The sequence below is a fragment of the Streptomyces laurentii genome, assembly GCF_040635425.1.
Lineage (GTDB): Bacteria > Actinomycetota > Actinomycetes > Streptomycetales > Streptomycetaceae > Streptomyces > Streptomyces laurentii.
Genome location: NZ_JBEYHT010000028.1, coordinates 74,295 through 88,512 on the forward strand (window position 1 = coordinate 74,295; position 14,218 = coordinate 88,512).

Genomic DNA, 14,218 nt, shown 5'->3' on the forward strand with positions numbered 1-14,218 from the left:
CGCACCCGGCCGGGAGCGGGTGAGGGGGCCGCTGACGACGGCCCCCCACCCCGACGAGTCAGTCCGTCACGGACGTCCGCGTCAGAAGCACTCCTGCTTGCCGACCTTCAGCGAGAGGTCGAGGTCGGGCAGCCGGAAGGTGCCGGCGGTGGTCGCCCACGCCGTCTGCTTCACGCCGGTGAGCTTCGCGTGCTCGGCGCGCTGGCCGAACCCGTTCGGGTTGTACGTGGTGCCCGGCTGGGCGCCGAAGCCGCTCTTCTTGCCCAGGTCACCCGCGGCGACGCCGATGTCGATGTTGGTGAACTCGGCGTCGGCCTTCAGCGAGGAGACATCCAGGTAGAGGTTCTTCGCGTAGACCTGCTTGTCCTTCTTACCGGCGCCCTCGGTGCCGGCAGTCAGCTGGAGCGTGATGTCGGGGAGCCCGAAGACACCCGGCGTCACGACCGACTGGCACATGTTGGTGATCCAGGCCTCGGAGAAGCCGGACACGGCGACCGGGGCCTTGAAGGGCTTGCCCTCCAGGGTGTTGCCCTCGGCGACGCTGCCGTACTGGACGAAGTTGTCGCCCTCCAGGCTGGCGGCCTTCACCTTGAACTCCTGGCCGGAGATCGCGAAGGACGCGGCGAGCGCGCCCTGGGCCAGGCCGACACCGATCGCGGCCGTCGCGGCCAGGCTCGGCACCATGACAACGGCGAACCGCTTCCATCTCGTCCCGCCACGAACCTGGGACTTCATAGAGAATCCTCCTTCTCGGACGTACATCTCCAGAAGGGGCCACGGCCCGTCCTGGGATGGGAGAAGTGCTACGTCCTCGGGAAGGGGAACACCGAAACTCAGGCGGCACGACGCGCGTCCTCATCACCGGCGATCACCCCCGAGCGACAACCACTGGCCACGCGGTGCGCGCGGCCGGATCGGACAGGTCCTGCCGGTCTGAGCAGGAACCCCCCTGTCCACGACCGGCGGCAGTGCCGCCGGCCCGCCCGGTGGGGACCCTTCGCCGCGCCGTTTCGGCGGGTGAGCCGGACTGGTGCGGTGTCGGACCGAGCGTGGCCGATCGTGGTCCATTCCGGTCGCCCGCACAAGAGGGTTCATTACTCGCTGGTAACGACTTGATGACCGAGCGGCGATGGACCGCCACCGGGAAGGTGCGGAAAGTTCCGCCGCGTGACGGACGAAAGAGGGATGGAGGCAGGCGAACCCGGACAGAAACCGGGCATCGACTTACTGCAAGTAACAGCGACCGCGATTACCAAGTTTTGGTAAAGCGCGGTCGCCGGATGTCGCCGTGTCGCCAAATCGTCCCTCGACGGGACGGGTACGCGAGGCTTCGAAGCCTCAGAACAGGGCGCTCGCCAGCGCCTGCCGCGCCGCCGTCACCCGCGGGTCCTCGGAGCCGATGACCTCGAAGAGCTTGAGCAGGCGTACGCGGACCGCGTCGCGGTCCTCGCCCGCCGTACGGCGCACGGTGTCGACGAGTCGCCCGAAGGCGTCCTGGACGTGACCGCCCGCCAGATCGAGGTCCGCGGCGGCGATCTGCGCCTCGACGTCGGTCGGGTTGTCGGCCGCGTTCTTGCGCACCTCACCCGGGTTCATCTCCTGGACCCGCGCGAGCAGTTCGGCCTGCGCGAGACCGAGCTTGGCCTCCGGGTGACCGGGGTCGTCGGCGAGCACGTTCCGGTACGCCTGGACCGCGCCGGACAGGTCGCCCGCGTCGAGCGCGGACACGGCCGCGTCGAGCAGCGCGTCGTACGGGCCGGCCGGCACGGCGGCGCTCTCGGCACCGGCGGCGGCGTCCGCGTCGACCTGGAGGCCGGTGAGACCGAAGCGCTCCTCGGCGACCTGGACCAGCTGGTCGAGGGTCTGCCGGATCTGGGCCTCCGGCGCCGCGCCCTGGAAGAGCGGCAGGGCCTGGCCGGCGACGACCGCGAAAACGGCCGGAATTCCCTGGATGCCGAACTGCTGCATCAGCATCTGGTTGGCGTCGACGTCGACCTTGGCCAGCAGGAAGCGGCCGTTGTACTCGACGGCGAGACGCTCCAGCAGGGGACCGAGCTGCTTGCAGGGCTCGCACCACTCGGCCCAGAAGTCGATGACGACCGGGACCTCGGCCGACTGCTGGATGACGTCGCGCTCGAAGCCGGCCTCGTCGACGTCGATCACCAGGGCGGACGGGGTCACGGCCGGCGTCCCGCCGTGCCGCGCCGCCTCGGCGCGCGTCTGCTCCGCCTTGGTCTTGGCCTCACCGGCCGCCTTCACCGCGGCGAGGTCGACGACGCCGCTCATGGACATGTTTCGGGGCTGCATGGTCCCATCCTCCCCCCTCCGCGCGCGTGAGCGGTAAGCGTTGGCCGAACCGGGCCGTCCGGGGCGGGAGGGCGCGGTCTCGCTTCGTTCGTACGTGTCGTACGCATCGTGCGTACGTGGAGCGTGTGTGCGCCGGGTCCCCACCCGGCGCGGTGGTTGTCGCGAGGGGCGGCCGGGTCGACCGGAGCCTTCCGCTACGCGTCGTAGCGTATTCGCCCGACCGGGGCCACAGGGCCGCGAGGGACGTGAACTGCCTCACATCTCCGCCCCCTGGCGCAATACCTACTGACGGGTATGGTCGTCGACCATGTCCCCTATGTGTCACTCCTCCAGCCCCCGCGGCCGTGCCGGACGCCCGCGCTCCGCCGAGGCCGGCGAGGCGATCCTGGAGGCGACCCGCGCGGCCCTGGTGGAGCTGGGCTGGTCGAAACTGTCCATGGGCGACGTCGCGACCCGCGCGGGGGTGGCCAAGACCACCCTCTACCGGCGCTGGGCCAACAAGAACGAACTCGTCGTCGACGCCGTCGCCGTCCTCTTCGACGAACTCGAACTCCCCGACCTCGGCTCGCTCCAGGCCGACATCGAGCACGTCGTCGTCCAGTTCGCGGCGCTCCTCGAACGCCCCGAGACCAAGACCGCGCTCATGGCCGTCGTCGCCGAATCCACCCGCGACGAACCCCTGCGGGAACGCATCCGCACCTCGATCGTCGAACGCCAGAAACGCCTCGTCCTCGCCGGACGCGAGCGCGCGCAGGCGCGCGGGGAACTGCCCGCGGGGCGCGACGAGGAGGCGGTGGCCGTCACGGACGACCTGATCTTCGACGTGGTGGCGGGGGCGGTGGTGCACCGGTCGCTGGTGAGCGCGGAGCCGGTGGACGACGCGTGGGCGACGCGGCTGTCGGCGTTGCTGCTGGGAGGGCTGGGGGCGGTGGCCGAGGCGGGGTGAGGTGGTGGGGGCGGGGAGGGAATGACGAGGGTGGGGCACCTTCGGCGCCCCACCCTCGTCATTCGGTGATCAGAAGCCGGCCGGCTCCGTGTACGTGCCCCACTCGTCGCGCAGGACATCGCAGATCTCGCCGAGGGTGGCCTCCGCGCGGATCGCGTCGAGCATCGGGGCGATCATGTTGGAGCCGTCCCGGGCCGCCGTCAGCATCGCGTCCAGGGCCGTGCGGACCGCGGTGTCGTCTCGGCGGCCCTTGCGGTCGCCGAGGACGCGTACCTGCTCCCACTCGACCTCGTGGCTGACCCGCAGGATCTCCAGGTCGCCGGTGACCGAGCCGTGGTGGGCGTTGACGCCGACGACGCGCTTGTCGCCCTTCTCCAGGGACTGCTGGTAGCGGAAGGCGGACTCGGCGATCTCGCCGGTGAACCAGCCGTCCTCGATGCCGCGCAGGATGCCGGAGGTGATCGGGCCGATCGGGTGCTTGCCGTCCGGGTGGGCGCGCAGGCCGCGTTCCTTGATCTGGTCGAAGATCTTCTCGGCGTCGGCCTCGATGCGGTCGGTGAGCTGCTCGATGTACCAGGAGCCGCCCAGCGGGTCGGCCACGTTGGCCACGCCGGTCTCCTCCATCAGCACCTGCTGGGTGCGCAGGGCGATCTCGGCGGCCTGCTCGCTGGGGAGCGCGAGGGTCTCGTCGAGGGCGTTGGTGTGGAGCGAGTTGGTGCCGCCGAGGACGGCCGCGAGGGCTTCGACGGCGGTGCGGACGACGTTGTTGTACGGCTGCTGCGCGGTGAGCGAGACGCCGGCGGTCTGGGTGTGGAAGCGCAGCCACTGCGCCTTGTCCGTCTTCGCGCCGTACACCTCCTTCATCCAGCGGGCCCAGATCCGGCGGGCGGCGCGGAACTTGGCGATCTCCTCGAAGAAGTCGAGGTGCGCGTCGAAGAAGAAGGAGAGGCCGGGCGCGAAGACGTCGACGTCGAGGCCGCGGGACAGGCCCAGCTCCACGTAGCCGAAGCCGTCGGCGAGGGTGTACGCGAGCTCCTGTGCGGCCGTCGCGCCGGCCTCGCGGATGTGGTAGCCGGAGACCGAGAGCGGCTTGTACGCGGGGATGTGCGCCGCGCAGTGCTCCATCAGGTCGCCGATCAGGCGCAGGTGCGGCTCGGGTTCGAAGAGCCACTCCTTCTGCGCGATGTACTCCTTGAAGATGTCGGTCTGGAGCGTGCCGTTGAGGATGCCGGGGTCGACGCCCTGGCGCTCGGCGGCGACCAGGTACATGCAGAAGACGGGGACGGCCGGGCCGGAGATCGTCATCGAGGTGGTGACGTCGCCGAGCGGGATGTCCTTGAACAGGACCTCCATGTCGGCGGCGGAGTCGATGGCGACACCGCAGTGGCCGACCTCGCCGAGCGAGCGCGGGTCGTCGGAGTCGCGGCCCATGAGGGTCGGCATGTCGAAGGCGACCGAGAGCCCGCCGCCGCCGGCGGCGAGGATCATCTTGTAGCGCTCGTTCGTCTGCTCGGCGTTGCCGAAGCCGGCGAACTGGCGGATGGTCCAGGTGCGGCCGCGGTAGCCGGTCGGGTACAGACCCCGGGTGAAGGGGTACTCGCCCGGCCAGCCGATGCGCTCGAACCCGTCGTAGGCGTCGCCGGGCCGCGGCCCGTAGACGGGGTCCACGTCGTCCCCGGAGAGCGTGGTGAAGTCGGCGTCGCGCTTGCGGGCCTTGTCGTAACGGGCCTGCCAGCGACGGCGGCCTTCCTCGATCGCGTGAGCGTCCATACCTCCGAATTTACTAGGACGTCCTAGTAAAAGTCGATGGCCGACCCCGCGCCGGAGCGGCGCGGGGCTGGATTCGTGCTCGCGGTGCGGTGGTGCCTACGCGTTGGCGGGAGCGGGTCGCGCGCCGTTGACCAGCGGGAGCGTGTCGCGGACGACCTTGCGCTCGACGAAGAAGGCGGCCGTGGGGATGGTGCCCGAGAGCAGCACCCACAGCAGCCTGCCGAACGGCCACTTCGCCTTGGAGCCCAGGTCGAAGGCGAAGATCAGGTAGATGATGTAGAGGACGCCGTGGGCCTGGGAGACCGCGAAGGTCAGGTCCTCGCCGACGCCGAAGCCGTACTTGGCGACCATGCACCCGCACAGGATGAGGAGCATGACCGCGGTCACGTACGCCATGACGCGGTAGCGGGTCAGCACGCTGGATTTCATGGCTTCGAGCGTAACGGCCGGGTGGGGCGATCTTCGCGCGGCCCCCCGTGGCACGGCGTCGGTCTCAGGACTCCTCGAAGTCCCCGGCCGCGACCCGCAGCGGGCGCAGGGTGGCGAAGATCTCGGCGCACTCCTCGGCGTCGTACGCGCCGAGCCCGAAGTCCATGTCCATGAGGTCCCGGGTCGCGGCTTCGACGACCTCGCGGCCCTTGGCGGTGATGGAGGCGAGGGTGCCGCGGCCGTCGTTGGGGTTGGGGCGCTTGTCGACCAGGCCGGAGCGCGCCAGGCGGTCCACCGTGTTCGTCACGGAGGTCGGGTGGACCATGAGCCGCTCGCCGATCTTGGACATCGGCAGTTCGCCCGCCTTGGAGAAGGTGAGCAGCACCAGCGCCTCGTAGCGGGCGAAGGTCAGTCCGTACGGTTTGACCACCGCGTCGACCTCGGCGAGCAGGATCTGCTGGGCGCGCATGATCGAGGTGATCGCGGCCATCGCGGGGACCGGGCCCCAGCGCTTCTGCCAGAGTTCGTCGGCGCGGGCGATGGGGTCGAACGAGAGACTGAGCGGCTTCGGCACCCGTCGACCTTATCCACTGGCCGCGGCGCGCTCGGCCGCATCTCGCCTTTCGGTCGCCTGTACGCCGGCCGTACCTCCGCCCGAGGCGCGCGGGGCCGTCGCCCGGACCTCCAGGGCGAGCGCCGCCACGCACAGGGTGGCGAGCACGCCGGCGCCCGCGACCACCGTGTGCACGGGGACGAACTCGGCGGCCAGGCCCGCGCCCGCCATGCCCAGGCCCTGGACGGTCATCATCCCCGCCGTCATCAGCGTCATCGCCCGCCCGCGCCGTTCCTCCGGGACGGCGTCGACGAACCAGGCGTCGAGCCCGAGGGTGTACGCGCCGGCCGCGCCCGCCAGGAAGAGGGCGACGGCCGCGAGGGCGAGGCCGGGGCGCAGCGCGTAGAGCAGGAAGGGCAGGAAGCCGGCCAGCAGGAGCGGGAGCACGGCGCGGGAGCGGGTGGCGGCGGAGAGCGCGGAGCCGGCGAGGAGTTCGCCGAGGACGGTGCCGACGGGCATCGCGCACATCAGCAGGCCGAGGGCGGCGCTGGAGGCGCCGATCCGGTCGGCGTACGGGGCGGCGAGCGCCTCGGGGACGACCGCGAACAGCGGCGGCACCCAGAACAGCAGCATCAGGGCCCGGATCCGGCGGTCGCGCAGCACGCCCCAGGTCGCGCCGATGCCGTCGCGGCTTCCCGCCGCGGACGCGCGGGCCGGGCGGCGGGCGGTGCCGCAGCGCAGCAGCAGGGCGGAGACGAGGAAGGTGGCGGCGGTGACGGCCATGGCGCCGCGCGGGGTGACCACGGTGAGCAGCAGGCCGCCCGCGCCGAAGCCGGCGAGCAGGGCGCTCTGCGACAGGATCCGCAGCAGCGAGCGGCCGAGGACGAACAGCTCGCCCTCGCCGAGGATGTCCGCGAGGGTCGCGATCCGGGTCCCCTGGAAGACGGGCGCCACGGCGGCGACCGCGCAGCGCAGGACGAGCAGCCCGGCGACCGGGGTCGTCGGCAGCACCATCAGGGCGACGCAGCCCGCGCAGACGAGATCGCACACCACCAGCACCCGGCGCGGCGGATACCGGTCGGCGAATCCGGCGAGCAGGGTGCCGCCGAGCAGGTACGGCAGGAAGCCGAGCGCGAAGGTGAGCGAGGACAGCAGGGGCGACCGGGTCAGGTCGTAGACGAGCACGGTGAGCGCGAGTTCGCTGACGACGACGCCGAGGAGCGAGAAGAGGTGGGCGGCGAAGACGAAACGGAACTCGCGTACGGCGAAGACGGCCCGGTAGCCGGGAGTCGCGGCGAGGGTGGTGGACATGCCCCGCAGCGTGCGGGACGCGGCGGCGGGCGGCCTAGACTTTCGGCTCCAGCCGAATGTTGCCGAGGACGGTCGGAGGTCGGGCCCCGTGTCGTACCACCTGCGCTTCAACGAGGCCGACCCGCTGCGCATCCGCTTCGCGCTGTCCCCGCTCTGGGAGACACAGGGCGCGGTACGGGTGCTGGCCCGGCCGCACCAGCAGGGCTACCACCTGCCGTGGCTGCGCCGGATCGCGGACCGGGCGCGCGGCCTCGACCTGGCCCCGCTCCATCTGCTGATGCCGGACCGCGGGCACAACTCGGACTGCCTCTACCCGCCGCCGCCCGGGCCCGCGGTCACGTTCGAGGAGGAGATCGCGGCCGTGCGGGACACGCCTCCGCACCTCGTCGCGGACGACCTCGCGCGGACCCTCGCCGGGACGCCGGGCGCCGCGGACACGCCCCACGGGCGGCGGATGCTGGCGGATCCGGCCGGGGCGGTGCACTGGCTGGCGGATCTGATCGAGGCGGCGTGGGAGGCGCTGGTCGCGCCCGAGTGGCCGCGGCTGCGGGCCCTGCTGGAGGCCGATGTCGCGTACCACTCGCGGCGGCTCGCCGAGGGCGGTCTGGAGCGGCTGCTCGCCGAGCTGCATCCGGCGTTCGCGTGGACGGAGGAGACGGCCACGCTGACCGTCGCCTACCGCGGCGAGCACGTCCGGGCCCTGGAGGGGCAGGGCCTGGTCCTGGTGCCGTCGGTGTTCGTCTGGCCGGAGGTGGTCAGCGGGTACGACCCGCCGTGGCAGCCGACGGTCGTCTATCCGGTACGGGGCATCGGCGGCCTGTGGTCCGAGTCCGGCGAACGCACCCCGGACGCCCTCGCCCGGCTGCTCGGGCGGGCCCGCGCCGAGGTGCTGTGCGCGCTCGACGAGCCCGCCGGGACCTCGGCGCTCGCGCACCGGCTGGCGCTCGCGCCGTCGTCGGTGTCGGCGCATCTGTCGGTGCTGCGCGGGGCCGGGCTGCTGACCTCACGGCGGTACGGGCACCAGGTGCTGTACGAGCGGACGCCGCTGGGCATCGCGCTCGCGGTGTCGCAGCCGGACGATGAATGATCGCTATGTCACGATGAGGCCGCATCGACGCCCCGTACCCGCCGCCCTTCCCGACCCTGGGGGCCGGATGTCCCGCAGCACCGCCGCCGCCCGTCCGACCGGGCTCGCCGCCGCCCGTGTCTCCGGGCTCGCCGCCGCCCGTCGCGCCCGCGCCGCCCGTCCGACCGGTCGCACCGCCACCCGTCGCGCCCCCTTGGCCCGTCTGACCGGCCTCGCCGCCGTCGCCGCCCTGCTGCTCACCGGCTGCGGCGACGGCGGGCCGGGCTCCCCCGTCCGGACGCCCGCCTCGCGCGGCGAGCCCGCGCCGCCGACCGCCGGTACGCCGTTCTGGGTCGACCCGGACAGCGACGCGGCCCGCCAGGTCCGCACGTACGAGACCCAGGGCCGCGCCGAGGACGCCCGCCTGATGCGGCGGATCGCGGACCGGCCGATGGCGGACTGGCCGGCCGGCGACGATCCGGCGCCGGACGTCACCCGGGTGGTCCAGGGCGCGGCGCGGCAGGGGCGGACCGCGGTCTTCGTCGCGTACGACATCCCGCACCGCGACTGCGGCCGCTACTCGGCGGGCGGCGCGCACGACGCGCGGGCCTACCGGGACTGGGTGGACGCCTTCGCCAAGGCCATCGGCGACACCCCCGCGATCGTGGTCCTCGAACCCGACGCGGTGGCGCACCTGGTGGACGGCTGCACCCCGGCCGAGTACGAGGACGAGCGGCTCGGCCTGCTCGGCGAGGCGGTCGACCGGTTCAAGCGGCAGCCGCGGACCCGGGTCTATCTCGACGCCGGCAACCCGGCCTGGATCGACGCCCCGGGCAAGCTGGTGGAGCCGCTGCGCCGGGCCGGGGTCGAACGGGCCGACGGCTTCGCGCTCAACGTGTCGAACTTCCAGACCGACGACGTCGTACGGGGCTTCGGCACCGCCCTGTCCCGGCTGCTCGGCGGCGCCCACTTCACCGTCGACACCAGCCGCAACGGCAACGGCCCGCTGCACGGCGACCGGTCGGAGGAGTGGTGCAACCCGCCGGGCCGGGCCCTCGGCGCGACGCCGACGGACCGGACCGGGGACGCGCTGGTCGACGCGTACCTCTGGATCAAACGGCCCGGCGACTCGGACGGCACCTGCCGGGGCGGCCCGCCCGCCGGGACCTGGTGGCCCGACTACGCGCTGGGGCTCGCCCGCCGCGCCAAGGCCTGACCCGGCGAGGCCTGGGCTCACGACGCCCGGCCCGCCGGCCGCTCACGGCACCTGGACCCACTTCGCCTCGGACGAGATGCCGTCGGCGTCCGTCACGAACAGCATGTACCAGCCGGGCGGCACCAGCGTGCGGTCCTTCGGGATCCGTACCGCGACCGTCCCGGCCGCCTTGTCCTTCGTCAGCTCCAGGGCCACCGAGCGCTGCTCGACGTCCGTGGTGTGGGTGACGGCGCTCGGCCGCATCAGCCGGGCCTGGACGATCCGGTCGACGTCCTTGGCCGCGGCCTGGTAGCTGACGCCGCCGTTCCGGTCGGGCTTGTCCGGCCCGGCGCCGAGCACCGGCCGGTCCCCGCCGGCCCGGTGCAGGGACGGCGGGGTGAAGATCTCGACGCGCTGCTCGAAGGTGCCGAGCTTGGTGTTGTCGGCGTCGCCGTAGAGGGGGTCGGAGCCGAAGGTGGCGACCCGCCCGTCGGGCAGCAGCAGCGCCTCGGAGTGGTAGTCGCGGCCGACGGTCGGCTCGGCGGCCTCGGTGAAGGTGTTGCCGCGCGGGTCGTAGAACTGCGCCTTCAGGATGTCGCTGGCGCCGCGCCCCCGGTAGTCGCGCGAGCCGCCGGTGGTGAAGACGGTGTCGTCGGGCATCAGCACGCTGCCGAGGTAGCGGGTGCCCTGCGGCAGCGCGGGCCCGTCGGAGAAGGACGGGCTGTCCTTGGACAGGTCGATGATCGACGTACGGGCGGTGGAGGCGGCCGACTCGCCGACCCCGCCGCCGCCGAGGACCATCAGCCGCTGGTCCTGCGCGGGCGGCAGCAGGACGGAGGCGGAGGTCTCCAGCTGGTCGGCCTTGGTAAGGCCGGGGAGCTTGGTGAACGTGTTTTTCTTCAGGTCCCACAGGCCGGGCTCGCGGCCCTTGGTGGCGGGCCCGTACCCGGCGTTGGAGCCGGTGTAGAGGAGTTTGCCGCCCTTGGTGAGGAAGAGCGCGGGGTAGGTGGGGAAGTAGCGGAAGGGGCCCTTGGACCACTTCTTGGTGGCGGGGTCGTAGATCTCGTTGTCGCCGGGGACGACGTCGCCGACGTCGTTGAGGCCGGACGCGGCGAGCACCTTGCCGTCGTCGAGGGTGACCAGGGTCGGGTACCAGCGGGCGTTCTTCATGGGCGCGACCGGCACGTACTTCTCGGCCTTCGGGTCGAACTCGTAGGCCGCCCTGATGCCCTGGAAGTCCTGCATCTCGGTGGTGATCTTCTGCGCGAGACCGTAGACGTCGCCGGCGTCGGCGCCCTTCAGCCCCTCCACCTCGTACTGCGCGGCCTCGGTGGTCAGCGCCTGCGGGCCCTCCTTGACGGCCTCGACGAAGACCCGCTGCTCGGCGGCGGTCACCTTGGTCTTCCAGGGCTTCATCTGGCCGCTCTTGAAGTACGAGATCTCGAACTCGCGCTTCGCCTTGGGGACGGTGACGTCGAACCTCGACACGTACTCGACCCCGGACGGGGACCGGAAGACCGTGCCCTTCTTGAGGGTCACGGCCTTGTCCGGGCTCTCGTTCTTCACCCGCATCGCGCCGCCGGCCTTCTTCACCGAGCCGTCCAGGACCTCGTAGCGGGCGGTGCCGCCGGCGACGAGCAGACGGCCGTCGGCAAGCTGGGTGTGGCCGGAGCAGAAGAAGTCCTCGGGGGTGGGGATCTTCTTGAACGTGTTCTTCGCCGGGTCCCACAGGACGGTCTCGAAGGTGCCGGCGTCGAACTTCTTCTGGTTGTTGCCGGAGCCCGCGACGAGCAGCACCTTGCCGGTGTGCAGGAGGGCGGCGTGGATCGCGTTGACGCGGTACTCGCCGGGGACGTCGAGCACGGCCCACGAGCCGTACTTCTTCTGGTAGCCGGGCTGCGCGATCTTGTACGCGTGGTACCTGTCGGTCGCGAAGGACACGGCGGCCGGGGCGTTGAGGGCGGCGAGGACGAGCACGGCACCGCTGCCGAGCAGGGTCTTCTTGAATTGTGGGGACGGCCGGTAGGCCATGGTTCAGTTCCCTCCGGTCGTCGTGGATCCGGTGGCGGCGGCAGCGGCGGTCGTCGGGGACGCGGCGGGTGCGGCCGGGGCGGGGGTGGTGACGAGGGTGACGCCCTCGGGGGTGTCGGCGGGGCCGCGGGTCTCGATCCGGACCCGGGCCCCGAACGGGAGCCTGACCTCGTACGGCAGCCGGACGGCGAGCCGGGTCCGCCGGATCCGGACGGCGGCGCCGCGGACCTTGGCCCGCATCCCGTCCCCGGCGCGCAGGCGGCCGGTGGTCCACACGCCGACCGGCGCGAGCGCGATGACAAGGGCGACCACGGCCCAGGTGCGCATGGCCGCGTGGGTGTGGCCGAGGCGGACGGAGGCGATCAGGGACGCGACGAGGACCGCCGCCCAGAAGAGGTGGACGCGGAAGGTCGCGAGGCGGTCGGGGCTGGCCTCACCGCCCTTGGGGGTGACGACGAAGCGGCCGCGGGTGCGCAGGACGGCCGAGCCGAGCGACATGAGGTAGATAGGCGCGCAGAGCGCGGACAGCACCATGCCGGCGAGGCCGCCGGAGCCCTCGGGTTCGTGGGGCGAGACGTTGTGGCGGCGGTTCCACAGGTAGGCGCCGACCTGGAGGGCGACCGCGTCGCTGTAGATCATCAGCCAGACCGAGGAGGACACCTGGGTGCCGGAGGCGCCGAGCCAGAGGAACAGCACGCAGGAGAGGATGCCGAGCAGCCAGTTGACAGCCGTCATCGGGTAGTAGACGAGCATCAGGGTGTAGTTGAGGAGGCGGCCGGGCGGGGTGCGGAAGGGTGCCTTCCAGTACTGCTTGAGGATCGTCTCGTACGTCCCGCGGGACCAGCGCAGCTGCTGGTTGAAGAAGTCGGTCCAGGACGCCGGCCCCTCCCCCACCGCGAGCACGTCGGGGGTGTAGACGGAACGCCAGGGGTGGCCGGTGCGCGGGTTGCGGCGGCGGTGCAGCTCGAAGCCGGTGGCCATGTCCTCGGTGACGGAGTCGACCAGGCCGCCTATCTGGAGCAGCGCCTTCACCCGGACGACGTTGTTCGTGCCGACGAACATGGGCGAGCGGTAGCGGTTGCCGGCCCGCTGGACGAGCGCGTGGAAGAGGAACTGCTGGGACTCGGCGGCCTTGGTGACGCCGGCCGCGTAGTTGCCGTAGACCTGCGGGCCGACGACGAAGGCGACGTCCGGGTCGCGGAAGTAACCGAGCATCCGCTCCAGGAAGTCGGGCAGCGGCACATGGTCGGTGTCGACGGAGGCGAAGAAGTCGTATCCGGCGCCGTGCCCGGCCAGCCAGGCGTTGTAGTTGCCGTGCTTGGTACGGGCCTTGTGGACGCCCTTCGGGCGGTTCCACTCGGGCACCCCGGCCCGGGTGAAGTGCCGTACCCCCAGCTCCTCGCACAGCGCCCGGGCGGCGGGGTCGTCGCCCTCGTCGAGCAGCCAGACGTCGAGCCGGCCGTCGTGCCGCAGCCGGACGGCGGCTTCGAGGGTGGCCCGGACCATGGTGAGCGGTTCCTTGCCGGGCACGTAGGTGGTGAGGAACGCGACCCGGGTGCCGGGCTCGGGGTGGACGGGTATCGGGTCGCGGGCGACGAGGGTGGCGTGCGCGATCGAGGTGACGTTCACCAGCATGAAGAAGCAGATGAGCCCGATCGACACGAGCATCACCGTGTCGTACGGGATCCGCCACGCCTCGTCGCCCTCGCGGACCGTCCAGTGGCTGGGCCACACGAGATAGACGAGGAGCAGCGCGGACAGCAGCGGGGCGAGCCCCATGAGGAGGACCGCGCGTATGCGGTGCGGCTCCTTCGAGAGCAGACTCCGGTAGCGGACCTGGTACCCGCCGAACGGCGAGCCCGGCTCGGGCTCGGGTTCGGTGAGCGGGCCTGCGAGCCGACTGTATGTGTCGTAGTCGTAGTCGTAGCCTCCCGGTCGCACGGGTGCCTCCCACACTTGTCGAACAAGTCGATATCACCACGAAAGGTGACATTCGACGGCGTGTCGACTGGACGGTGTCCGAGCGAGTGGTTCTCGGGAATCGGGGGAAGACGACCCGTTCGGCGCAGTGCGGGCCGGGCGGGACCGGATGTCGGTCCTCGCCGATACGGTGCGGCCGTCAGCGTGTTCGTACGCGAGAAGAGGGGGATCCGCATGGGCGCCAGTGGATGGCACTACGTCACCGAGTTCGACGGGAACGTCGAGGCATCGGTGGCCCGGCTGCAGGCCCGGGTGTTCCAGGAGGAGTGGGCCGACGAGTTCGAGAGCCTGGAGGCCCTGTGGGCCGACGAGGAGTTCATGGGGACCGAGGGCACCCATTCGATCCTCGACGTCGACCCCGCCGGCCTGCGCCGGATCCCGGCCGCCCGCGTGCTCCACCACTTCGGCACCGACAGCCCGACGGCCGCGCGGTTCGAGGAGGTCGTCAGCCAGGCGAACGAGCGGTACGCGGACAGTCTGCTGGACGAGTTCGACACCTCGTGGTCCGGCCGTTACCTCGCGCTGCACACCGACGGCCGGCCCACCCACCTGGGCCTGTTCGGCAGCTCCGGCGACTGACCCGGCGGGGCCGCGCGAGCGGGCGCCGTACCCCGGCCGGGGTACGGCGCC

General features: G+C 72.0%; 12 protein-coding genes. 4 read left to right on the plus strand and 8 right to left on the minus strand.

Features of this window, described 5'->3' with window-relative positions:
• Positions 1-81: 81 nt before the first annotated feature.
• Entirely contained in the window at positions 82-735 is a 654-nt protein-coding gene (locus tag ABZ693_RS19135; protein WP_359878393.1) for a DUF6230 family protein, read from the minus strand.
• A gap of 603 nt (positions 736-1,338) precedes the next feature.
• Entirely contained in the window at positions 1,339-2,307 is a 969-nt protein-coding gene (locus tag ABZ693_RS19140) for a tetratricopeptide repeat protein (protein ID WP_359878396.1), read from the minus strand.
• A 316-nt stretch (positions 2,308-2,623) separates the two neighbouring features.
• Here ABZ693_RS19140 and ABZ693_RS19145 point away from each other — a divergent pair, with 316 nt between their 5' ends.
• Positions 2,624-3,253, plus strand: a complete 630-nt coding sequence (locus tag ABZ693_RS19145; protein ID WP_359878426.1) for a TetR/AcrR family transcriptional regulator — start codon at positions 2,624-2,626, stop codon at positions 3,251-3,253.
• A gap of 69 nt (positions 3,254-3,322) precedes the next feature.
• On the opposite strand, the gene icmA is transcribed toward ABZ693_RS19145, so the two are convergent.
• The 4 genes from icmA to ABZ693_RS19165 form a co-directional block, all read right to left on the minus strand.
• Positions 3,323-5,023 carry a coenzyme B12-dependent isobutyryl-CoA mutase large subunit gene (gene icmA / locus ABZ693_RS19150; RefSeq protein WP_359878399.1) on the minus strand — a complete coding sequence of 567 codons (1,701 nt, stop codon included), beginning with the start codon at positions 5,021-5,023 and terminating at the stop codon, positions 3,323-3,325.
• Positions 5,024-5,119: 96 nt separating this feature from the next.
• On the minus strand, positions 5,120-5,452 hold the full coding sequence (locus ABZ693_RS19155) for a DUF3817 domain-containing protein (protein ID WP_359878401.1): 333 nt from the start codon (positions 5,450-5,452) through the stop codon (positions 5,120-5,122).
• Positions 5,453-5,516: 64 nt separating this feature from the next.
• On the minus strand, positions 5,517-6,026 hold the full coding sequence (locus ABZ693_RS19160) for a MarR family winged helix-turn-helix transcriptional regulator (protein WP_359878404.1): 510 nt from the start codon (positions 6,024-6,026) through the stop codon (positions 5,517-5,519).
• Between the two features lie 9 nt (positions 6,027-6,035).
• The gene (locus ABZ693_RS19165; protein ID WP_359878407.1) at positions 6,036-7,316 is read right to left on the minus strand and encodes an MFS transporter; all 1,281 of its coding nucleotides are present in this window, start codon (positions 7,314-7,316) and stop codon (positions 6,036-6,038) included.
• An 88-nt stretch (positions 7,317-7,404) separates the two neighbouring features.
• Here ABZ693_RS19165 and ABZ693_RS19170 point away from each other — a divergent pair, with 88 nt between their 5' ends.
• Positions 7,405-8,403: an ArsR/SmtB family transcription factor gene (locus tag ABZ693_RS19170; RefSeq protein ID WP_359878410.1), complete on the plus strand. Its 999-nt coding sequence runs from the start codon at positions 7,405-7,407 to the stop codon at positions 8,401-8,403.
• A gap of 67 nt (positions 8,404-8,470) precedes the next feature.
• On the plus strand, positions 8,471-9,598 hold the full coding sequence (locus tag ABZ693_RS19175) for a glycoside hydrolase family 6 protein (RefSeq protein ID WP_435842468.1): 1,128 nt from the start codon (positions 8,471-8,473) through the stop codon (positions 9,596-9,598).
• Positions 9,599-9,640: 42 nt separating this feature from the next.
• Here ABZ693_RS19175 and glxA read toward each other — a convergent pair whose 3' ends face one another.
• Both glxA and ABZ693_RS19185 read right to left on the minus strand, forming a co-directional pair.
• Positions 9,641-11,608: a radical copper oxidase GlxA gene (glxA, locus tag ABZ693_RS19180; RefSeq protein WP_359878413.1), complete on the minus strand. Its 1,968-nt coding sequence runs from the start codon at positions 11,606-11,608 to the stop codon at positions 9,641-9,643.
• Positions 11,609-11,611: 3 nt separating this feature from the next.
• Complete coding sequence (locus ABZ693_RS19185; protein ID WP_359878415.1) at positions 11,612-13,549, minus strand: glycosyltransferase family 2 protein; 1,938 nt, start codon at positions 13,547-13,549, stop codon at positions 11,612-11,614.
• A gap of 213 nt (positions 13,550-13,762) precedes the next feature.
• Here ABZ693_RS19185 and ABZ693_RS19190 point away from each other — a divergent pair, with 213 nt between their 5' ends.
• The gene (locus ABZ693_RS19190; protein WP_359878418.1) at positions 13,763-14,167 is read left to right on the plus strand and encodes a hypothetical protein; all 405 of its coding nucleotides are present in this window, start codon (positions 13,763-13,765) and stop codon (positions 14,165-14,167) included.
• Positions 14,168-14,218 lie beyond the last annotated feature (51 nt).

Bases quoted from the DNA above. Each gene is read 5' to 3' on its own strand.
- ABZ693_RS19135 (WP_359878393.1), bottom strand. From the start codon at position 735: ATGAAGTCCCAGGTTCGTGGCGGGACGAGATGGAAGCGGTTCGCCGTT.
- ABZ693_RS19140 (WP_359878396.1), bottom strand. From the start codon at position 2,307: ATGCAGCCCCGAAACATGTCCATGAGCGGCGTCGTCGACCTCGCCGCG.
- ABZ693_RS19145 (WP_359878426.1), top strand. From the start codon at position 2,624: ATGTGTCACTCCTCCAGCCCCCGCGGCCGTGCCGGACGCCCGCGCTCC.
- icmA (WP_359878399.1), bottom strand. From the start codon at position 5,023: ATGGACGCTCACGCGATCGAGGAAGGCCGCCGTCGCTGGCAGGCCCGT.
- ABZ693_RS19155 (WP_359878401.1), bottom strand. From the start codon at position 5,452: ATGAAATCCAGCGTGCTGACCCGCTACCGCGTCATGGCGTACGTGACC.
- ABZ693_RS19165 (WP_359878407.1), bottom strand. From the start codon at position 7,316: ATGTCCACCACCCTCGCCGCGACTCCCGGCTACCGGGCCGTCTTCGCC.
- ABZ693_RS19175 (WP_435842468.1), top strand. From the start codon at position 8,471: ATGTCCCGCAGCACCGCCGCCGCCCGTCCGACCGGGCTCGCCGCCGCC.
- glxA (WP_359878413.1), bottom strand. From the start codon at position 11,608: ATGGCCTACCGGCCGTCCCCACAATTCAAGAAGACCCTGCTCGGCAGC.
- ABZ693_RS19190 (WP_359878418.1), top strand. From the start codon at position 13,763: ATGGGCGCCAGTGGATGGCACTACGTCACCGAGTTCGACGGGAACGTC.